Source organism: Serratia sp. (in: enterobacteria) (genome assembly GCF_052400455.1).
In the GTDB taxonomy this organism is placed as follows: Bacteria; Pseudomonadota; Gammaproteobacteria; order Enterobacterales; family Enterobacteriaceae; genus Serratia; species Serratia ureilytica.
The window spans coordinates 3,928,219-3,948,036 of the sequence record NZ_CP185812.1 but is presented as its reverse complement, the minus strand read 5'-3'; the positions used below and the strand labels follow the sequence as shown (position 1 = coordinate 3,948,036).

At 58.7% G+C, this 19,818-nt stretch carries 21 protein-coding genes, 1 other RNA gene and 1 pseudogene; 13 read left to right on the top strand and 10 right to left on the bottom strand.

Features of this window, described 5'->3' with window-relative positions; all coding sequences use genetic code 11:
- Positions 1 to 37: 37 nt before the first annotated feature.
- Positions 38 to 1,033, top strand: a complete 996-nt coding sequence (locus ACORQT_RS19125) for an AAA family ATPase (RefSeq protein ID WP_444859264.1) — start codon at positions 38 to 40, stop codon at positions 1,031 to 1,033.
- The gene (locus ACORQT_RS19120; RefSeq protein WP_164057726.1) at positions 1,026 to 2,117 is read left to right on the top strand and encodes a hypothetical protein; all 1,092 of its coding nucleotides are present in this window, start codon (positions 1,026 to 1,028) and stop codon (positions 2,115 to 2,117) included. The genes ACORQT_RS19125 and ACORQT_RS19120 overlap by 8 nt, the downstream gene beginning before the upstream one ends.
- Before the next feature lie 93 nt (positions 2,118 to 2,210).
- Here the strand turns inward: ACORQT_RS19120 and ACORQT_RS19115 are convergent.
- The 3 genes and pseudogenes from ACORQT_RS19115 to smpB all read right to left on the bottom strand — a co-directional run.
- Positions 2,211 to 2,430 (bottom strand): annotated as a pseudogene (locus ACORQT_RS19115) (integrase arm-type DNA-binding domain-containing protein); the annotation flags it as partial.
- Positions 2,431 to 2,633: 203 nt separating this feature from the next.
- Positions 2,634 to 2,997, bottom strand: a transfer-messenger RNA (tmRNA) gene (gene ssrA, locus ACORQT_RS19110).
- Between the two features lie 49 nt (positions 2,998 to 3,046).
- Complete coding sequence (smpB, locus tag ACORQT_RS19105) at positions 3,047 to 3,529, bottom strand: SsrA-binding protein SmpB (protein ID WP_016929804.1); 483 nt, start codon at positions 3,527 to 3,529, stop codon at positions 3,047 to 3,049.
- A gap of 161 nt (positions 3,530 to 3,690) precedes the next feature.
- Here smpB and ACORQT_RS19100 point away from each other — a divergent pair, with 161 nt between their 5' ends.
- A complete protein-coding gene (locus tag ACORQT_RS19100) occupies positions 3,691 to 4,125 on the top strand; it encodes a type II toxin-antitoxin system RatA family toxin (RefSeq protein WP_004929096.1) in 435 nt (144 codons plus the stop codon).
- Positions 4,118 to 4,402 (top strand): RnfH family protein, encoded by a 285-nt coding sequence (locus ACORQT_RS19095; RefSeq protein ID WP_004929098.1) that lies wholly within the window; start codon positions 4,118 to 4,120, stop codon positions 4,400 to 4,402. Before ACORQT_RS19100 ends, ACORQT_RS19095 begins: the two co-directional genes overlap by 8 nt.
- 118 nt (positions 4,403 to 4,520) lie before the next feature.
- On the opposite strand, the gene bamE is transcribed toward ACORQT_RS19095, so the two are convergent.
- The 3 genes from bamE to nadK form a co-directional block, all read right to left on the bottom strand.
- Positions 4,521 to 4,859 carry an outer membrane protein assembly factor BamE gene (bamE, locus tag ACORQT_RS19090; RefSeq protein ID WP_004929101.1) on the bottom strand — a complete coding sequence of 113 codons (339 nt, stop codon included), beginning with the start codon at positions 4,857 to 4,859 and terminating at the stop codon, positions 4,521 to 4,523.
- Positions 4,860 to 5,099: 240 nt separating this feature from the next.
- Positions 5,100 to 6,761 (bottom strand): DNA repair protein RecN, encoded by a 1,662-nt coding sequence (gene recN / locus ACORQT_RS19085; protein ID WP_033644129.1) that lies wholly within the window; start codon positions 6,759 to 6,761, stop codon positions 5,100 to 5,102.
- Between the two features lie 86 nt (positions 6,762 to 6,847).
- Positions 6,848 to 7,726: an NAD(+) kinase gene (gene nadK / locus ACORQT_RS19080; RefSeq protein WP_060442527.1), complete on the bottom strand. Its 879-nt coding sequence runs from the start codon at positions 7,724 to 7,726 to the stop codon at positions 6,848 to 6,850.
- Between the two features lie 125 nt (positions 7,727 to 7,851).
- Between nadK and grpE the strand changes: the two genes are divergently transcribed.
- The gene (gene grpE, locus ACORQT_RS19075; RefSeq protein ID WP_025159545.1) at positions 7,852 to 8,436 is read left to right on the top strand and encodes a nucleotide exchange factor GrpE; all 585 of its coding nucleotides are present in this window, start codon (positions 7,852 to 7,854) and stop codon (positions 8,434 to 8,436) included.
- A 56-nt stretch (positions 8,437 to 8,492) separates the two neighbouring features.
- On the opposite strand, the gene ung is transcribed toward grpE, so the two are convergent.
- Positions 8,493 to 9,176, bottom strand: a complete 684-nt coding sequence (ung, locus tag ACORQT_RS19070) for a uracil-DNA glycosylase (RefSeq protein ID WP_004929112.1) — start codon at positions 9,174 to 9,176, stop codon at positions 8,493 to 8,495.
- Positions 9,177 to 9,522: 346 nt separating this feature from the next.
- Here ung and grcA point away from each other — a divergent pair, with 346 nt between their 5' ends.
- From grcA to ACORQT_RS19055, 3 genes are all read left to right on the top strand, one after another.
- On the top strand, positions 9,523 to 9,906 hold the full coding sequence (grcA, locus tag ACORQT_RS19065; RefSeq protein ID WP_004929114.1) for an autonomous glycyl radical cofactor GrcA: 384 nt from the start codon (positions 9,523 to 9,525) through the stop codon (positions 9,904 to 9,906).
- A 184-nt stretch (positions 9,907 to 10,090) separates the two neighbouring features.
- On the top strand, positions 10,091 to 11,050 hold the full coding sequence (locus ACORQT_RS19060) for a DUF2974 domain-containing protein (protein ID WP_060442526.1): 960 nt from the start codon (positions 10,091 to 10,093) through the stop codon (positions 11,048 to 11,050).
- Positions 11,043 to 11,798, top strand: coding sequence for an ankyrin repeat domain-containing protein (locus ACORQT_RS19055; RefSeq protein ID WP_060442525.1), 756 nt, complete (start codon positions 11,043 to 11,045; stop codon positions 11,796 to 11,798). The genes ACORQT_RS19060 and ACORQT_RS19055 overlap by 8 nt, the downstream gene beginning before the upstream one ends.
- Positions 11,799 to 11,850: 52 nt before the next feature.
- Here the strand turns inward: ACORQT_RS19055 and srmB are convergent, their stop codons facing one another.
- Complete coding sequence (gene srmB / locus ACORQT_RS19050) at positions 11,851 to 13,173, bottom strand: ATP-dependent RNA helicase SrmB (RefSeq protein ID WP_047025578.1); 1,323 nt, start codon at positions 13,171 to 13,173, stop codon at positions 11,851 to 11,853.
- 99 nt (positions 13,174 to 13,272) lie between these two features.
- Between srmB and trmN the strand changes: the two genes are divergently transcribed.
- A complete protein-coding gene (trmN, locus tag ACORQT_RS19045) occupies positions 13,273 to 14,052 on the top strand; it encodes a tRNA(1)(Val) (adenine(37)-N(6))-methyltransferase TrmN (RefSeq protein WP_042785226.1) in 780 nt (259 codons plus the stop codon).
- 38 nt (positions 14,053 to 14,090) lie between these two features.
- Here trmN and nadB read toward each other — a convergent pair whose 3' ends face one another.
- Positions 14,091 to 15,692, bottom strand: coding sequence for an L-aspartate oxidase (gene nadB, locus ACORQT_RS19040; RefSeq protein WP_197801962.1), 1,602 nt, complete (start codon positions 15,690 to 15,692; stop codon positions 14,091 to 14,093).
- Positions 15,693 to 15,906: 214 nt separating this feature from the next.
- On the opposite strand from nadB, the gene rpoE reads away from it, so the two are divergent.
- From rpoE to rseC, 4 genes are read left to right on the top strand one after another with little or no spacing between them, the layout of a single operon-like run.
- Positions 15,907 to 16,482, top strand: coding sequence for an RNA polymerase sigma factor RpoE (gene rpoE / locus ACORQT_RS19035; RefSeq protein WP_004929136.1), 576 nt, complete (start codon positions 15,907 to 15,909; stop codon positions 16,480 to 16,482).
- Positions 16,483 to 16,512: 30 nt separating this feature from the next.
- Positions 16,513 to 17,166 carry an anti-sigma-E factor RseA gene (gene rseA, locus ACORQT_RS19030; protein ID WP_033644125.1) on the top strand — a complete coding sequence of 218 codons (654 nt, stop codon included), beginning with the start codon at positions 16,513 to 16,515 and terminating at the stop codon, positions 17,164 to 17,166.
- Positions 17,166 to 18,122: a sigma-E factor regulatory protein RseB gene (gene rseB, locus ACORQT_RS19025; RefSeq protein WP_025303948.1), complete on the top strand. Its 957-nt coding sequence runs from the start codon at positions 17,166 to 17,168 to the stop codon at positions 18,120 to 18,122. Before rseA ends, rseB begins: the two co-directional genes overlap by 1 nt.
- Positions 18,122 to 18,598, top strand: coding sequence for a SoxR-reducing system protein RseC (gene rseC / locus ACORQT_RS19020; protein WP_033644124.1), 477 nt, complete (start codon positions 18,122 to 18,124; stop codon positions 18,596 to 18,598). The genes rseB and rseC overlap by 1 nt, the downstream gene beginning before the upstream one ends.
- Here rseC and ACORQT_RS19015 read toward each other — a convergent pair.
- On the bottom strand, positions 18,595 to 19,431 hold the full coding sequence (locus ACORQT_RS19015; RefSeq protein WP_033644123.1) for a hypothetical protein: 837 nt from the start codon (positions 19,429 to 19,431) through the stop codon (positions 18,595 to 18,597). The two genes, rseC and ACORQT_RS19015, sit on opposite strands and share 4 nt — an antisense overlap.
- Between the last annotated feature and the right edge of the window lie 387 nt (positions 19,432 to 19,818).

Genomic DNA, 19,818 nt, shown 5'->3' with positions numbered 1-19,818 from the left:
TGTGCGCTGCTGGCTGTGGCTTTGCCACAGGCCTTGGTTGAAACAAAAGACCAGTCAGGGCGAGCTGATAACAAAAATTCTTTGCAAAAGCTGCTGGAGCGGGGGGTGGCACCACTTGGTTTCTATCGCATTCCGTTCGCGTTTACAAGCGACTCAATGGGATCAGAAACTGTGTGAAACTGCCCATGATTGGTGGTTGTGTGCCAGTGAAGTTGTCGCAGAGCCGCATCCTGCGGAACCTCGTCGTATCCTGTGGTTCGATTTCAAAGGCCCCTTCAACGCACAAGGCATCTCGTTTTTGTCACCCGCCCGCGATGAGTTGCAAACCTGCACCAGCCAGGGCGAAGCGCTTTGGGCGTTACTCGGCGGCGCCAAGGACGTGAGCAGCTTTGAGCTTTTCACCCGTTTGTTGGAGCTGAATCAGGCAGGCATGTTTGATGATGTACTGTTGCGCTTGCGCCGAACACCCGCACCTGACGAAGGTACCGACTTCAACTCGGTTGACATTGGCATACTGCGCTACGAGGAGCTTTCAGACGGTGAGCAAATGGTGTTGGGTCGCATGGCGCTGTTCCACCTGCTCGAAGGCCAGCAGGACGCCTTACTACTACTCGATGAGCCCGAAACCCATTTCAATGACAAATGGAAGCGTGAGATTGTTGACATCATCGATGATGCGATTGGCAATACCAGTAACGATGTATTGATTTCCACCCATTCCGCCATCGTGCTCTCGGATGTGTTCAACAACGAAATAGTGATGGTACAAAAAACGGCGGATGGCTCCACCGTGCGCAACGTGGACGAACCGACGTTCGCTACCGACCCCAGCGCGTTGATGATGACTGTGTTTGGTGCTGATGACAGCATTGGCAAACGCGCCCAGGAGTTTATCGAAGACAAGCTACAGCAAGCCACCGGCACACTCGAAGACATCGCCGATCTGGAGCGTCTGATCGCCCGTATGGGTTCGGGCTTTTATCGCAGTGAATTGCGTACCCTGTTGAATACCTGGCGGAGTAAAAATGCTTAAACCCATCCATCGCGTCGCGTGTTCTCCTGCGTTGGTCGCATGCCAGCAACTGATACAACGTTTTGCTCTGTGGTTGTGTGACCCTGCGATCACAGATGCCCACATTAGCCAGCAAGGCTTGCAGCCGCCAGTGCTGGCCAGCAGAATTGAGACGAATTGGTTGTGGAACTTTCTCCAGCGAGTTGAAGCCGGCCAATCGCTATTTAGTCGTGCACAAACAGTTGCTGTGATGCCTTCTGCAGAGAAGAGGGTGTTGATGGCCTGGATACAGACCGTCTCTGCGCTTGCAACCCAGTTTCAACCAGCACCAAACCTGTGGCCAATCAATCGTCCTGCTATTAGCGCTTCGAACTGGGAGGCATTCAAAACATTGATCGAAGCTTTTTACGAAAAAGGACTTCGTAGTGGCTTGCCGTACCAGCCCGATGGCACACCCACCGCTGCAGATGGCGTAAAATACGCTGACTATCTGAAAGCATTTCGCGATGTCCACCGTTTGAATCCTGACTTAGATGCTCAAGAGGTATGTGTACTTTGTGGTGGTCCTCTAGGCCAAACACCTGAAGTCGATCATTGGATCGCAAAGGGTAAGTTTCCCTTGCTCAGCGTCTGCGCCGACAACTTGCTTCCCATTTGTGGCGAATGCAACTCAACTGCGAACAAAGGTGAGAAAGATGTGCACACTGCCGGCAGTTTCTCCGATTGGTTTCACCCCTATTTGAGGCCTGGGAATGGCGGGATAGGAATTAGTTATGTGTTATCAGAACGGACCGTGCATTGCGTTGCCATTGTAGCAGCTGATAAACCCAAAGCAGATCATCTCGATCAGCTACTAAATCTTTCGAGTCGCTGGACTAAGAAATTTAAAGCAGAATATTTGGCCAAGCAAAAAGAGCTTTTCAATCTCAAACGACGCGGACGAGGTCCGAGAGACTTGGCGTCACTGCAGAGTTACTTAACCGATTACCAAGTCGCTATGGATGAGACTGGTCCCGATTACGAAGTCGGACAAGCGTTGGCCGCAGCAATACTAGAACCTGCTTGCCTGGCAGCATGGCACAGCGAGTTGGATCTGGTGACGTAGCTTCAGCAAACTCATAGAGCCCCGCTTGAGGTTAATGCGGCCAGTTGCATTATTGCTCAGCAAGCAAAAATGACTAGGTTATAGGAGCTTTTAGAGTTTACGTGCATCGGAAAGCGAGACGGCAGGGTAGGCAGCAAAGCTTTGCTCGTTCTCAGTTTAGTTAGAGGTCGATGGTAACGGAATTGCCAGCGTTTGCATCATTGGATTTGATTAAGAGCGTCAACCCATCACCATCATACAGCTGGTAATCGGCATCTTTAGGTTTGGCGGCTTTGATTTCCGTATCGGTTAACGGCTTGGTTTTTCTTGCCATGGGGAGTCTCCATGCGTTTAGGCCCAACGAAAACGATAGAGCTTTTCGTTGGGCCTATCAATGGGCCTAAAAGGTTCGGATTTAATTAGTTCTCTTCAGACTTCGCGGGACAAATTGAGGGCACAAAAAAGCCCGCAGGGCTTGCGCCGTGCGGGCTCTTAGGACTTCATCGGATGACTCTGGTAATCACCGATGGAGAATTTTGGTGGAGCTGGCGGGAGTTGAACCCGCGTCCGAAATTACTACACCGTCGGCACTACATGCTTAGTCCAATCTTTACATTCGCCGGCCAGCTGCGGATGGACACGCTACTGACAGACTAGCCTGATTGAGTTTAACGCTTCAGCCCCAGGCAGGACATCCACGCGATCTCTTTTGGGTTTGACCTCTCTTGATCCCCGTCCTAAGAGCGGAGGCTAGGGAGAGAGGGCTCTAAGCAGGGTATTAAGCTGCTAAAGCGTAGTTTTCGTCGTTTGCGACTATTTTTTTGCGGCTTTTTACGAGGCCAACCGCCCCTCGGCATGCTCCTAGGGCTTCGCAAATCCCGTCGAATCCAGAATCAGCCCCAAGTAACTTTGTACAGTATACCAGAAGTTTACCTCGATAAGCCAGCGGCTTAACGATTGGCGTGCTTCATGATACGGGCTTTCGCCGTCTGCCATTCGCGATCTTTGATGTCATCGCGTTTGTCGTGCTCTTTCTTGCCTTTGGCTACGCCGATCTTGATCTTGCTCCAGGCATTTTTCCAATACAGGGACAAGGCCACCACGGTGTAACCGTCGCGGTTGACGCGGCCGAGCAGGGTGTCCAGCTCGCGTCGGTTCAGCAGCAGTTTACGGGTACGCGTCGGATCGCACACCACATGCGACGAAGCCACGTTAAGCGGGGTGATGGTGGCGCCAAACAGGTAGGCTTCACCGTCACGGAACGTCACGTAGCTGTCGCTGAGGTTGGCTTTGCCTGCACGCAGCGATTTAACTTCCCACCCTTGCAGCGACAGGCCCGCCTCGAACTCTTCTTCAATGAAGTATTCGAAACGCGCGCGCTTGTTTTGGGCAATGGTGGCGGAACCGGGTTTGTGTGCTTTTTTCTTTGTCATAGTGCGTTCATTATACTGGATGCTTCAGCGAAAGAAATCCTTTCCCGTTCAGCACCTGCGCAATTTTTCGCATTTTTGGTGCCCTCATCCCTTAGCAGATTTTTTGTTTGCCGCCAGATAAATGGTATTATCTGTACGTTTTATGTCTTACAGGAAATGATATGCCCCAGATCAGTCGGTCTGCATTAGTGCCGTTCAGCGCCGAGCAGATGTATCAGTTGGTTAACGATGTTCATTCTTATCCCGATTTTCTGCCAGGCTGCACCGGCAGCCGGGTGCTTAACGCTACCTCAAACGAGATGACCGCCGCGGTGGATGTTGCCAAGGCCGGTATCAGCAAGACCTTCACCACCCGCAATACGCTGCTGGATAACCAGAGCATCAATATGCAACTGGTCGATGGTCCGTTCCGCAAGCTGATGGGCGGCTGGCAGTTCACGCCGCTGAGCGAAGAGGCCTGCAAGGTGGAGCTGCACCTGGACTTCGAGTTCACCAACAAACTGATTGAGCTGGCGTTCGGCAAGGTGTTCAAAGAGCTGGCGGGCAGCATGGTGCAGGCATTCACCCAGCGGGCGAAAGAGGTCTACAGTGTCTGACATCCAGGTCGAGGTGGTGTACGCCTTGCCGGAGCGGCAGTACCTGCGCAAGGTGAAGCTGGCCGAGGGCAGCAGTGTCGAGCAGGCGATTCAGGCTTCAGGCCTGCTGGAGCTGCGCCAGGATATCGATCTTAAAAGCAACAAAATCGGCATTTACAGCCGCCCGGCCAAGCTGGGCGATACGCTGAACGATGGCGACCGGGTGGAGATTTACCGGCCGCTGATCGCCGATCCGAAAGAGCTGCGCCGGCAACGGGCAGAAAAGGCAAAAAAATAAGGCGCTTATAGCGCCTTATTTTTTTATCTGAAACTGATTTTCTCTTCCGCGTTGCAGCCTGCGACTGTCATGAGGAACACCATGCCCCCTCATGGGCCGGAAGAGCGGTCAGCGCCGATTACTTGGTCAGCGCCGGTTTGTTCTGGATGTCGGTCAACACGCCTGCGCTGTCGAAGGTCAGCGTCAGCGTCTGCTGGGTGATATCTTCATGGCCAGGCTGCTGGCGGAACACATAGAACCACGTCTGAGTTCCGAACGGGTCTTGCAGCATTGGGGTGCCCAATGTGTAAGCGACCTGTTGTTGGGTCATCCCTTTCTGAATTTTCGCCACGTCGGTCGACGTCAGGTAGTTCCCCTGGTTGATGTCAGGACGATAAACCACCTTTTCAAAAGTAGAACAGCCTGCAGTCAGCATCACAAGAACTACAGCGGCGGCAGTCAGCGTTTTACAGCGCATAGTAATCACATTCCTTTAGGGCATAGGATGCCGATGATAATAGACCTTGCGGCAGTTGGAAACCTTTATACCCTTCATCTTTCACGTTGCGACGCATTGGCTTTCCTTTAGCACCTCAAGCGCTTGGCCTTTTTCAGGCTGTTGAGATGGCTTTGGATCACCGCCGCGCCGCACTTTAGATATTTCTCGGGCCAACAGCGTCACTGTCAGACCGCAGGAAAGTGAAAAAGTTGAGCTTTTTTATGCCGCCAGCAGTTCTTTGGCGTTCGCCAACGTATTGCGGGTGACTTCGCTGCCGCCGAGCAGGCGCGCCAGCTCCTGCAGCCGGGCGCGTTTATCCAGCGGCGCCATCTGGGTTTCGGTAACCGTGCCGTCGGTCTGCTTGCTGACGAACAGGTGCTGATGCCCGCATCCGGCCACCTGCGGCAGGTGGGTGACGCACATCACCTGGGTGGATTCGCCGAGCTGGCGCAGCAGGCGGCCGACGATGGCGGCGGTCGGGCCGCTGATGCCCACGTCCACCTCATCGAAGATCAGCGCCGGGGTTTCCATCTTGCGGGCGGTGATCACCTGAATGGCCAGCGCGATGCGCGACAGCTCACCGCCGGAGGCGACCTTCGCCAGCGGCTGCAGCGGCTGGCCCGGGTTGGTGGAGACGCAGAACTCGGTGCGGCTGGCCCCTTCGGCGCTCAGGTGCTGCGGTTCGAAGCGCACGTCGATGTTGAACTTGCCGTGCGGCATGGAGAGCGCCTGCATGCTGTCGGTGATGAGCGTGGTCAGCTCGGCGGCGTAGTGCAGGCGTTTCTGATGCAGCTGCTCCGCCAGCGCCAGCGCCTGCTGATGATGCAGGGTCACCGCCTCGTTCAGGTGCTCATGGTCGCTTTCCTGCTGCGACAGCAGCTGCTGTTCATCCAGCAACTGCTGATGCAGCTGCGGCAGCTCTTCCGGCGCGACCTGGTGTTTGCGCGCCAGGCTGATTTGACGCGACAGGCGCTGTTCCAGCTCGTGCAGGCGATTGGGATCGAGATCCATGCGATCGGCGTAATGGCGCAGTTCGTCGCTGGCTTCGCTGATCTGGATAGAGGCCTCTTCCAGCATGTCCAGCAGACCGCTGAGCTTATCGTCCAGCCCGGCCAGCTCAAGCAGCAGGTGTTTGGCGCTGTAAAGCTGGCTGAGCATGTTGTTCTCGTCGCTGTCGGCCAGCAGCTGCAGCGTTTGCTGGCTGAGGGTCAGCAGCTGGCCGCTGTTGGCCAGGCGCTTGTACTCGGCGTCGGTCTGTTCGAACTCGCCGGCCTGCGGCGCGAATTCATTCAGCTCTTTCAATTGGTATTGCAGCAGCTGCTTGCGCGCTTCGCGCTCGATGGACTGCTGCTGATGGTGCGCCAGCTCGCGGCAGCTCTGATGCCAGCGTTGGTAGGCCTGGCTCATCGCTGCCAGCAGGGCGGGTTCGTCGGCGTAGGCGTCGAGCAGCGCTTTTTGGTGCTCCGGCTTGAGCAGCAGCTGATGGGCGTGTTGACCGTGGATTTGGATCAGGCGTTGCCCCAGCTCACGCAGCTGCGACAGCGGCACGGCGGTGCCGTTGATAAAGCCGCGCGAACGGCCGTCGGCGTTGATCACCCGGCGCAGCAGGCATTCGTTGCTGTCGTCCAGCTGGTTTTGCTCCAGCCACGCGCGCGCGGACGGGGTGTCCGCCAGCGAGAAGCGGGCGCAAATGTCGGCGCGGGCGGCTCCCAGGCGCACCACGTTGCCGTCGGCGCGGTTGCCGAGGCACAGCCCCAGCGCATCGATGGCGATGGATTTGCCGGCGCCGGTTTCACCGGTGATCGCCGTCATGCCCGGTTGAAAATCAATTTCCAACTCACGAACGATAGCAAAGTTGCTGATGGTTAATTGCGCCAGCATGGGAACCTTCCTGTGTATAAACACATAACTGTAGTTTCATACAGTATAAACTGGTTTTATATACAGTAAAGTGGCCGATGCAGATTTTAGAACAATTTTTTCGACCAGCCCAATTTGGTGCTTAACGTGTTGAAATAGCTGTAGTCCTTCGGGTGAATCAGGTTCAGATGGAAGTTGCTGCGGCGGATCTGCACTTCTTCGCCTTCCTGGATCGGCAGTGCGATCTGGCTGTCGCAGCTGATCTCCAGATCGCTGCCGATCTGCGAGAATTTCAGGCGGATGGTGCTGTCGCCGTTGATCACCAGCGGCCGGGCGGAAAGGGTGTGGGGGAACATCGGCACCAGCGCGATCGCCTCCAGCGACGGGGTGAGGATCGGCCCACCGGCGGAGAGCGAGTAGGCGGTGGAGCCGGTCGGCGTGGCGATGATCAGGCCGTCCGAGCGCTGCGAGAAGGCGAAGCGATCGTCGATGTACACCTCGAATTCGATCATGTGCGCCACTTTGCCGGGGTGCAGCACCACTTCGTTGATGGCGGTGCTGATGCGGCACTGTTGGTGCTCTTTATGCACGATGGTTTCCAGCAGGAAACGCTGTTCGTCGATGTACTCGCCTTCCAGCACGTCCGCCAGCTGCTGCAGGGCGTTGTCGGGATCGAGATCGGTGAGGAAACCGAGGTTGCCGCGGTTGACTCCGATTACCTTGATGTCGTAGCGCGCCAGCACGCGCGCGGCGCCGAGCATGTTGCCGTCGCCGCCGACCACCACCGCCAGATCGGCGCGCTGGCCGATATCCGCCAGGCTGCCGGTGACGGCGTCTTTCAGCCCCAAATCATGGGCGATTTGGCGTTCGACCATCACCGAATAGCCGCGGGCCACCAGCCAGTGGAACAGCATCTCGTGGGTTGCCAGCGCTGAAGGGTGACGCGGGTGGCCAACAATGCCAATACAGGCGAATTTTTTATTCATTTGTTGTGATTTTCCTCACCGGGACCCGTTTATGCCCCACATTGTGACCGGTTGACTTGAAACCCCGGTTTTGATCCCCATAATAAGCCAAGTTGCGAGATTAATGCTAAAACGCGGAGATATTCATGAGTAGTAAAGAACAGAAGACGCCAAACGAGCAAGTCTCGGAAGAAATGGAACAACACGCTCATCACGAGGATACGCTGCCGGAAGCGGCGGAAGGCGTCGATCTGCGCGATGCGCGTATCGCCGAACTGGAAGCCCAACTGGCGGAAGCTCAGCAGCACGAGCGCGACAGCCTGCTGCGCGCCAAAGCGGAAGCGGAGAACATCCGTCGCCGCGCCGAACTGGACGTCGAGAAAGCGCACAAGTTCGCCCTGGAGAAATTCTCCGGCGATCTGCTGCCGGTGATCGACAACCTGGAGCGCGCGCTGGATCTGGCGGATAAAAACAATCCGGAACTGGCCGCGATGATCGAAGGCATCGAGCTGACGCTGAAATCGCTGCTGGACGTGGTGCGCAAGTACGGCATCGAAATCGTCGGCGACGTCAACGTGCCGTTCAACCCGGAAGTGCATCAGGCGATGAGCATGATGGAATCCGCCGATCACCAGCCGAACCACGTGATGATGGTGATGCAGAAAGGCTATACGCTGAACGGCCGCCTGCTGCGTCCGGCGATGGTCGCGGTCTCCAAAGCCAAGGCGTAATCGCCCCGGCAACGGCATAAAGAAAGGCACCCGAGGGTGCCTTTTTTGTCTCTGGACTACGCCTGCGGCAGGCGCGGCATCCAGTCGATCGGCGTGAGCCCTTGCTGCTCCAGCAGCTGATTGGCCTGCGAGAAGTGGCGGCAGCCGAGGAAACCGCGGTGCGCGGAGAGCGGTGACGGGTGCGGCGCTTTCAGCACATGGTGGCGGTTGCGGTCGATAAAGTTGCCTTTCTTCTGCGCGTGCGAGCCCCACAGCAGGAACACCACGCCTTCGCGGTTCTCGTTCAGGGCGGCGATCACCTTATCGGTAAAGGTTTCCCAGCCTAGGTTGGCGTGCGAGTGCGCGCGGCCGCCTTCGACCGTCAGCACGGTGTTGAGCAGCAGCACCCCCTGTTCGGCCCAGCTTTGCAGGTAGCCGTGATCCGGGCGTTCGAAACCGGGAATGTCGGTCGCCAGCTCTTTATACATGTTCACCAGCGACGGCGGCGCCGGCACGCCGGGGCGCACCGAGAAAGAGAGGCCGTGCGCCTGATTGGGGCCGTGGTAGGGATCCTGGCCGAGGATGACGACTTTGACGTCCGCCAGCTCGGTAAAGCGGAACGCGTTGAACACGTCTTTCTGCGGTGGATAAATGGTCTTACCGGCCTGGCGCTCAGCGGCAACAAAGGCGAGCGTTTCAACAAAATAGGGCTGCTCTTTCTCTTTGCCGATCACGTCATGCCAGGTGAGGGAGGTGGCCATAAACGCTCTCCTTTGTTTTCTTTAGCAATTCATGGGCTATAGCTTACCGTGTCGGCCCGCGCAGCGAAACCCGCTTTTCATTTCTCACTGTCACGCGTAATGCAATTATTTTTGAAAATTTACAAAAATAATTGTTTTTTAGCGCGACGGGAAAATTGATATAAAACATAAATTTGCCCCTTCACGCCTTGTGCCTACCCGGTAAAAATTGACTTTAATCAAAGAACTGGCCCGGTCAGGCTGGTATACAGAACAACAAGACAACAATGGTTTTACCAAATGGCCGAAACCAGAATTGGGTTTTCTCACGATGTGAATTTTTACGCCCTTGTACGGAGGCAACATAATGATTACCGGTATTCAAATTACCAAAGCGAACGACCAGGCGCTGGTGAATTCTTTCTGGCTGCTGGACGATGAAAAAGCGGAAGCTCGCTGCGTGTGCGCCAAGGCCAACTACGCGGAAGATCAGGTTGTCGCGGTCAGCGATCTGGGCCAGATCGAATACCGTGAAGTGCCGCTGGAAATGCAGCCGACCGTGCGCGTGGAAGGCGGCCAGCACCTGAACGTCAACGTGCTGCGTCGCGAAACCCTGGAAGACGCGGTCAAGCATCCGGAAAAATACCCGCAGCTGACCATCCGCGTGTCCGGCTATGCGGTGCGTTTCAATTCCCTGACGCCGGAACAGCAGCGCGACGTTATCGCCCGCACCTTTACCGAAAGCCTGTAATCGGCGGCGCAGTCAATCAGGGAGCTTCGGCTCCCTTTTTTGCGCTTGATGGCCGAAAACTGAAGGCGGATCACATTCTGCACAAAGATAAGCATTCCTGATACAGAACTCATCCGACCTGCCGATAGCTAAATCAGCACCTATTCAGGTGCTAAATAAAAAAGTCTATCGACAAGGAGTCGGCATGAGTATGCCTTTAAGTTTTACCTCTGCAGTATCCCCGGTGGCCGCGATCCCTACACCTCGCGCCGCTGCCGAAACGGCGACGGCATCGCAGCCTGCGGCAGCGCCGGCAAATCCGGCGCCGGTGGCCACCCCTTCTCAGAATACGCTGAACGCGCAGAACCTGTTGAATACGCTGGTCGGCGATATCTCTGCGGCGGCGCCGACGGCGGTTGCGCCGGGCGTGATCCGGGGGCAACAATCTCAGGAAGGCGATTATGCGTTGGCGCTGTTGGCCAAGGACGTTTACTCGCTGAACGGCCAGGGCGCCGCCGGGTTCAACCGTCTGAGCGACAGCGCGTTGCTCGGGTTTGGCATCGATCCCGCCAGCCTGCACGACGCGGGCAGCGGTTTCCAGGCCGGGATTTACAGCAACGACAAGCAGTATGTGTTGGCGTTCGCCGGCACCAACGACTGGCGCGACTGGCTGAGCAACGTGCGGCAGGCGACGGGTTATGACGATGTGCAGTACAATCAGGCGGTTGCCGCCGCCAAAAGCGCCAAGGCGGCCTTCGGCGATGCGCTGGTGATCGCCGGTCATTCGCTCGGCGGTGGTCTGGCGGCCACGGCGGCGCTGGCGACCGGCACCGTCGCGGTCACCTTCAATGCGGCCGGGGTGTCGGATTACACCCTGAATCGCCTGGGGATCGATCCGGCGGCGGCGAAGAAAGACGCCGAAGCCGGGGGCATTCGCCGTTACAGCGAGCAATATGACATGCTGACCAGCACCCAGGAATCGACTTCGCTGATCCCGGACGCCATCGGCCACAACATTACCCTGGCCAACAACGATACCCTGACCGGCATCGATGACTGGCGGCCGAGCAAGCATCTGGATCGCAGCCTGACGGCGCACGGCATCGACAAGGTGATAAGCTCGATGGCGGAACAAAAGCCGTGGGAGGCGAAGGCCAATGCCTGAAGGGCGTCGCTTGCGGCGGGCGCTGGCGATAGCCTTACTGGCGCTGGTCGCGGTGACCGGTTTACTGATGATGGCTAAGGAGCAACAGATGGGGCAGGAGATTTCACCGTTTGACGGCCGCAGCAACCAGGCGCTGGCTCAGGCGGTGGCGCGCGGCGATGCGCAGGGCATCGGTGCGCAGGCCACACAGGAGCGCTTGCGCGAACGGGGCGATCGGCAGGTCACGCTGTTGCAGTGGGCGGTGCTTTCGCAACAGCCGGCCAGCGTGCAGACGTTGCTGGAGCTCGGTGCCGACCCGGCGACGGCGGGGCTGGACGGCAACAGCGCGCTGCACACCGCGGCGATGTTGCAAGACGCGCAGTATCTGCGGTTGTTGCTGACCGAAGGGGCGCAGGTGAACGTGCGCAATGCCGTTACCGGCGCCACGCCGCTCGCGGCGGCGGTGCTGGCCGGGCGTGAGGAGCAGCTGCGGCTGCTGTTGGCGGCCGGGGCGGACACCACGTTGAGCGATCGGCTGGGGGATACCCCGCTGCATCTGGCGGCGAAGATCAACGCGCCGCACCTGGCGCTGTTGCTGTTGCAGGCCGGTGCCGATGCCCGGGCGCGCAATCAGCAGGGTTATGCGTTCCAGTTTTATTTCTCGCAAACGCCGGCGCATTTGCAGAATGACGAGCTGAAGGCGCAGTTCCGCGAGCTGGATAAATGGCTGCAGGGGCGCCGCCTGGCCACGCATTACGCGCAGCAGTAAACACCCATAAAAAAACCGCCTGTACAGGCGGTTTTTTCTTAGGCAGCGGCGGTTATTGCGCGTCGCCGGTTGGTTTGGCCTTCGCCTGACGGCGTTTGCCGACGTTTTTGGCGTCGCGATGGCGCACTTTCACCTTGGCCTTTTCTTTGTTCTTCGCCTTGTCTTCCGCGCGCTTGGCCAGCACTTTCTTCGACGGTTTACCGTTGCTCTTCTCGTTCGGCACCTTGGTTTTCGGCCGCAGTTCGTCGATCACGCGCGCTTTCAGCGGCTCGTTCAGGTAACGGCCCACTTTGCCCAGCAGCAGATGGTCGTGCGCTTCCACCAGCGAAATGGCGGTGCCTTTGCGCCCGGCGCGGCCGGTACGGCCGATGCGGTGCAGGTAGGTATCCGCAGTGCGCGGCATGTCGAAGTTGAACACGTGGGTGATATCGAGGATATCCAGGCCGCGCGCGGCAACGTCGGTGGCCACCAGCACGTTAACCCGGCCATCCATCATGCGTTTGACCGCTTCGTTGCGTTTGGCCTGCACCATTTCGCCTTCGAGATAGCAGGTGTTGATGCCCGCTTCGCGCAGCCAGGTGGCCAGCTCATGCACGCGCTCGCGCTTGCGCACGAAGATCACCGATTTCTGCACGTCCGGCTGCTTCAGCAGGTGGATCAGCAGCGCGGTTTTGTGCTGCACGTCATCGGCGCGATAGTACCATTGCAGGATCTTTTTGCGTTCGCGGCGCGACGGATCGGCTTCCACTTCCACCGGCTCTTTCAGGATGCGCTCGGCGAATTCGCGGATCGCTTCGCCTTCCAGCGTGGCGGAGAACAGCAGCGTCTGGTTGCGCCAGCGTGTTTCGGCGGAGATGGTTTCGATGTCCTGCGCGAAGCCCATGTCGAGCATGCGGTCGGCTTCGTCGAGGATCAGGGTTTCCACCGCGCGGCAGTCGAAGTTCTCTTCTTTAATGTATTGCAGCAAGCGGCCGGTGGTGGCGACCACCACGTCCTGGTTTTCGCTGAACACTTCCGCGTGGTTCATGTAAGCGACGCCGCCGGTGATGGTGGCGATATCCAGCGAGGTATGAGCAGCCAATTCACGCGCCTGGTCGGCGACCTGCATCGCCAGTTCACGCGTTGGCGTCAGGATCAGCACGCGCGGCGGGCCGGATTTCTTGCGTGGAAAGTCCAGCAGGTGCTGCAACACGGGCAGCAGGAAGGCGGCGGTTTTGCCGGTGCCGGTCGGAGCCGAACCTAAGACGTCGCGCCCGTCCATCGCCGGCGGGATCGCAGCGGCCTGAATGGCGGTGGGGCGATCGTAGCCTTTGTCGCGCAGCGCGTCGATCAGGCGATCATCGAGTTCGAGTTCGGAAAAAGTGGTTGCTGTCATGGTCTACCTCTACTTGGGGCGCCGATTATAGACGGGTTGGCCGCGATCTTCACCTATTTAAGCGGAAAGCCGCTCTTTTCCCGCCGATCAGATTGCCTTATGCTACGCCAGTTTTATAGCCAGGTGGTGAGTGTGAGCAAGCGATCGAAAGCCGATTTTACCCCGCGCCGCGGGGGTTTTACCTTTAAACAATTCTTTGTCGCACACGATCGTTGCGCCATGAAAGTGGGCACCGACGGGGTGCTGCTCGGCGCCTGGGCGCCGCTGGGGCAGGCGCGCCGGGTGCTGGACATCGGCAGCGGCAGCGGGCTGATCGCGCTGATGCTGGCGCAGCGCAGCGGCGACGAAGTGACCATCGACGCGGTGGAGCTGGATGAAGCCGCCGCCGGCCAGGCGCGCGAAAACGCGGCGGAATCGCCGTGGCCGCAGCGCATCCGCGTGCATGCGCAGGATATTCACCATTATGCGCAGCAGCATGCCGCTGAGTATGATCTGATCGTCAGCAATCCGCCTTATTTTGAGCCGGCGGTGGCCTGCCGCGACCAGGCGCGCCACAACGCGCGCTACACCGAAACCCTGACGCACGAGGCGCTGTTAGCCTGTGCAGTACAGCTGCTGGCGGAACAGGGTATGTTCTGCGTGGTGCTGCCGCACGACATCGGCGCCGAATTCGAACGCCTGGCGCAGCAAAGCGGTTGGCACACGGCGGCGAAAGTGAACGTCAGCGATCGGGCCGATACGCCGCTGCACCGGGTGTTGCTGGCGCTGACGCGGCGGGAAACGCCGCTGCGGGAGCAGGCGCTGGCGATCAAGCAGGCCGACGGCAGCTATACCGACGATTTCCGCCGGTTGATCACCGACTTCTACCTGTTCTACTGAAAAGAAAAGGGCGCCGATTAGGCGCCCTGTCGCAGAGTTTAAGGCTGCAAAATGGTCGGCAGTGCTTCCGGCAGCAAATCCGGGTAGTCCAGCGTGTAGTGCAGGCCGCGGCTCTCTTTGCGCGCCATGGCGCTGCGCACGATAAGCTCGGCCACCTGCACCAGATTGCGCAGTTCCAGCAGGTTGTTGGAGATGCGGAAGTGAGCGTAGTACTCGTCGATTTCCGCCTGCAGCGTGTTGATGCGGCGCAGGGCGCGCTCAAGGCGCTTGGTGGTGCGCACGATGCCGACGTAATCCCACATGAACAGCCGCAGCTCGTGCCAGTTGTGTTGAATCACCACCCGTTCGTCCGCATCGTCCACCCGGCTTTCATCCCAGTGCGGCACCTGTTTGGCCTGCTGGATGAACGGCAGGCGCTGCAGAATGTCTTCCGCCGCCGACCAACCGTAAACCAGGCACTCCAGCAGCGAATTCGACGCCATGCGATTGGCGCCGTGCAGGCCGGTGTAGCTGACCTCGCCGATGGCGTACAGCCCGTCGAGATCGGTGCGGCCGTGCTGATCGACCATCACGCCGCCGCATGTGTAGTGCGCCGCCGGGACGATGGGGATCGGTTGCCGAGTCAGATCGAAGCCCAGCGTCAGCAGCTTTTCGTGGATCATCGGGAAATGCTGGGTGATGAACTCCGCCGGCTTGTGGCTGATGTCCAGGTACATGCAGTCGGCGCCCAGGCGCTTCATTTCATGGTCGATGGCGCGGGCGACGATATCGCGCGGTGCCAGTTCGCCGCGCGGATCGAAATCCGGCATAAAGCGGCTGCCGTCCGGGCGCTTCAGGTAAGCCCCTTCGCCGCGCAGCGCTTCGGTCAGCAGGAAGTTGCGCGCCTGTGGGTGGAACAGGCAGGTCGGGTGGAACTGGTTGAACTCCAGGTTGGCGACCCGGCAGCCGGCGCGCCAGGCCATGGCGATGCCGTCGCCGGAGGAGATGTCCGGGTTGGTGGTGTATTGGTATACCTTGGCCGCGCCGCCGGTGGCCAGCACCACCGTTTTGGCGCGGTAGGTTTCCACCCGCTCGAGCTCGCGGTTCCAGACGTAAGCGCCCACGACTCGGCGGGTGCCCGGCAGGCCGATTTTGTTCGAGGTAATAAGGTCAACCGCGTTGCGGCGTTCCATCACGCAAATATTGGGGTGAGCGCTTGCTTTCCCCACCAGCGTGGTCTCTACTTCCTTACCGGTAGCGTCCGCGGCGTGCAGGATGCGGCGATGGCTGTGGCCGCCTTCGCGCGTGAGGTGATAATGCGCCTCGCCCTGCGCGTTGACCTCGGTGTCGAACAGCACGCCCTGATCGATCAGCCACTGCACGCAGTGGCGCGCGTTGCCGGCGATGAATTCGACGGCCCCTTTGTCGCACAGGCCGGCGCCGGCAATCAAAGTGTCATCAACGTGTGAGGCAATGCTGTCCGTCTCATCGAACACCGCGGCGATCCCGCCTTGGGCGTAAAAGGTGGCCCCCTCGCTGAGCGGCCCCTTGCTGAGAACGGTAACCTTGCAATGCTGCGCCAGGCGCAGCGCCAGTGACAGGCCCGCAGCGCCGCTGCCGACGATCAGTACATCGCTAACATGTTCAGATGATGGTTGCATAACGTATGATGTGTGCAGAAGAAGAGTGAATTTCATGTTAGCCTAACTGTCCGGGCAAAAGCCACGGATAGGGTGACATCAACAGAAAAAACAATGGCGATATGGAACTTCGTGTTCTATATGAACTCCAAGCGAGTGCTTGCTCAGGAAAATAATGTATGGCTGGCAGTACAATTTTACGCGTGGAGACGGATTTGGGGAGAGTTTACCTCGGATGAGCGAGCAGTTAACGGATCAAGTTCTGGTTGAGCGGGTCCAAAAGGGCGACCAGAAATCGTTTAACCTACTGGTAGTGCGCTATCAGCATAAGGTGGCGAGTCTCGTTTCCCGCTATGTGCCGCAGGGCGATGTGCCCGATGTGGTGCAGGAGTCGTTTATCAAGGCCTATCGCGCACTGGAATCGTTCCGTGGCGACAGCGCTTTTTATACCTGGTTGTATCGAATCGCCGTGAACACGGCAAAGAATTATCTGGTTGCTCAGGGGCGCCGTCCGCCATCCAGTGATGTGGACGCCAACGATGCGGAAAATTACGAAAGTGCGGGCGCACTGAAAGAAATTTCGAACCCTGAGAACTTAATGTTGTCAGAAGAGCTGAGACAGATAGTTTTCCGTACCATTGAGTCTCTCCCTGAGGATCTTCGCATGGCGATTACCCTGCGGGAGTTGGATGGTCTAAGCTACGAAGAGATAGCCGCCATCATGGATTGCCCGGTCGGAACCGTACGTTCGCGTATTTTCCGCGCCCGGGAAGCTATCGATAATAAAGTTCAACCGCTGATCCAGCGTTAGCAATGGCGGGCACAGGAAGGGTACTTAGGCATGCAGAAAGAAAAGCTTTCCGCTCTGATGGATGGTGAATCGTTCGACAGCGAGCTGTTGAGTTCTCTGTCGCAAGATCGAACGCTTCAGCAAAGCTGGCAGAGCTATCACCTGATACGTGACACACTGCGGGGTGATATCGGACAAGTGATGCATTTCGATATCGCCGATCGCGTCGCCGCTGCACTTGAGAAAGAACCTGCCCGGCTGGTGCCTTCCGCCGTTCAGGAATCTCAGCCGCAGCCTCACACCTGGCAGAAAATGCCGTTCTGGGACAAAGTGCGTCCTTGGGCGAGCCAGATTACGCAAATCGGCATGGCGGCCTGCGTGTCGCTGGCGGTCATCGTCGGCGTGCAGCACTACAACCAGCCTTCTGCGTCATCGAACGCGTCCGAATCGCCGGCCTTCACCACGTTGCCGATCATGGGCCAGGCCTCACCGGTCAGCCTGGGCGTTCCTGCCGACAGTTTCTCCACCGGCAGCGGCCAACAGCAGCAGGTGCAGGAACAGCGTAAGCGTATCAACGCCATGCTGCAGGACTATGAACTGCAACGTCGCCTGCATTCGGATCAGCTGCAGCTTGAGCAAAGCAATCCGCAACAGGCTGCCATTCAGGTTCCCGGAACTCAGTCTTTAGGAATGCAACAGCAGTAATGAAGCAAATCTGGTTCTCCGTTTGTTTATTGACGGGCAGCCTGCTCTATTCCAGCATCGCCCCGGCGCAGCCGACTGCGTCCGGGGCGTTATTGCAACAGATGAGCAGCGCCAGCCGTTCTCTCAATTACGAGCTCGCCTACATCAGCATCAGCAAGCAGGGAATCGAGTCGTTGCGCTATCGCCATGCGGTGATCGGCAACGTGCCGCTCGGCCAGCTGTTGCACATGGACGGCCCGCGCCGCGAAGTGCTGCAGCGCGGCGGCGGGATCAGCTACTTCGAACCCGGCCTGGAGCCGTTCACGCTCACCGGCGATCACATCGTCGATGCGCTGCCGGCGATCGTTTATGCCGATTTCACCCGCCTGGCCAAGTACTACGACTTTATCTCCGTGGGCAGCACCCGCATCGCCGATCGGCCGTGTGAAGTGCTGCGCGTGGTGGCGCGCGACGGTTCCCGCTACAGCTACATCGTCTGGATGGATGAGGACACCAAGCTGCCGCTGCGGGTGGATTTGCTCGATCGCGACGGCGAAACGCTGGAGCAATATCGGGTGATCTCCTTCGCGGTCGGCGCCGACGTGCAGGGCGCGATGCAGGGGCTGCTCAAAGCCAACCTGCCGCCGCTGCTGTCGCTGCCGGCGGTGGAAAACGTCCAGCTGAGCTGGAGCACCGGCTGGCTGCCGGCGGGGGTAGACGAGGTGGCGCGCAACCGCCGCAAATTGCCGAACGTCGCCGTGCCGGTTGAATCCCGCCTTTACAGCGACGGCTTGTTCAGCTTCTCGGTCAACGTCAGCCCGGCGGGCAGCGGAGCCGGGCAGCAGTACTACCGTCAAGGGCGCCGCACCATCCAGACCGAAGTGCGTGCGGGCAACGAAATCACGATTGTGGGCGAATTGCCGCCGGCGACGGCCAAACGCATCGCCGACAGCATTTCTTTCAAGGTATCGCCGTAATGATGAAAGAGTGGGCCACGGTGGTTTCGTGGCAACAGGGCGTAGCGCTGCTGCGCTGTGAACCCAAGGCCGGCTGCGGCAGCTGCACCGCGCGCTCCGGCTGTGGCGCGCGTGCGTTGAACGAGCTGGTGCCGGAAACCGAGCATCAGCTGCAGGTGCATATCGATCAGCCGCTCGAGCCGGGGCAGCGCGTCGAGGTCGGCATTGCGGAAGGCAGCCTGCTGCGCTCCGCCATGCTGGTTTACCTGACGCCGCTGCTGGGCATGATGCTGGGTGGCGCGTTATTGCAATATTGTTTCGGCAGCGACGCCTCGGCGGCAGTCGGCGCCGTACTGGGCGGCGGGGTGGCCTTTATGCTGGCGCGCCGCTTGGCCCGGCGTCTGGGCGAGCAGGCCGACTATCAGCCGGTGGTGCTGCAGATTGGCTTACCGCCTACCGCACTGCGCATGCAGGCGGAAAACTCCCCGCTGATTTAAACCGATGGCCGCGTCATCGCCGGGTTGTGATAGGCGGGGATGCGGTTGTGGATCATATGTTCCAGCAGCGCGATGAACAGATCGGCGCTGAGCAGCGAATCATCGTTGATAGCGAACAGCACATTGCCCTGGCCGTCGAATAAGCGGATGCCGCGCTGCGGATGATTTTCCAACGCGCGGATCTGCTCGATAGGCACGTTGCCCCGTTCAGTGGTCAGCAGGGTGGCGCTCAGCCGCAGCGTTTCGGTCGGCGTGCCTTGCCGTTTGCCGAGCAGCAACTGCCACAGCCAGCGTGCGTCGCCCTCAACCGTGTGAAACGACACCGTCTCCCCCTGATAGAGCGCGTTCAACGCCAATGGCCCGCGCTGCTGCAGCTGCTGATCGACGATCACGTCCGCCAGTCGCCACGAATGGGCGACATTGCTGAAGACCGTGCACCAGGGCTGATCCGCGCCGGCGCGGAACGCCGTGACGTCAAACAACCCGCCAAAAGCCTTGCCGCCGCGAAAGCGATAGATGTCGCCGATTTTCTCAAACGGAATGAAACGCTCTTTGTGATGGTGGCCGTCAAAGACCCGCACGCCGTGCTCGTAGAGCCGATATGTCAACACCGGGCGCAGGTAATGCCGCAGCGCCAGCAGCGTACAGCCGAGTAAAATTGTGCCCGCGCCGGCCTGCAACAGCGTGATGACGTCGTTCTCATCAATGCTGCTCAGCAGCGGCAGCACCAACAGCGCCGCACCCACGCTGAACAGCAGCGCCGCCGCCGCCAGAATGCCCCAGTTGACCTTCGAAAAATCGTGCCGGCTCAGCATTTGCCCTTTATCGATCATAATGCACCTTCCAATCAACGTACGCAGATATGCTGGTGAACCCCGGTGGGCTGCCGATGTAGTGCCCGGAATAATGTTTTGTCGCGGAGTTCATGCCCTTTCTATCCGAGGGACGGTGGTGGCGTATATGGGGTTTTTCCTAAAGGATGTGGGGCAAAATCGAATTCTAAGAGGTTGATCCAAATATTCTTTTTCGATAATTTCAGAAGGGGTTTATTGCGCTGCGGCCGGTTATGTATTAGCGCCGGAGTTTGACGGCCACGGAGCACCTGCAAGCCTTGGGTTCAGGCCGTATAGCCCGTGTTAACATCTGTTTTCATCAGCCGGGGCGCCCTGTAACATTTAGCTGCGCATAATAGAATGCCTTCACTGCACCGATCGCTAGGT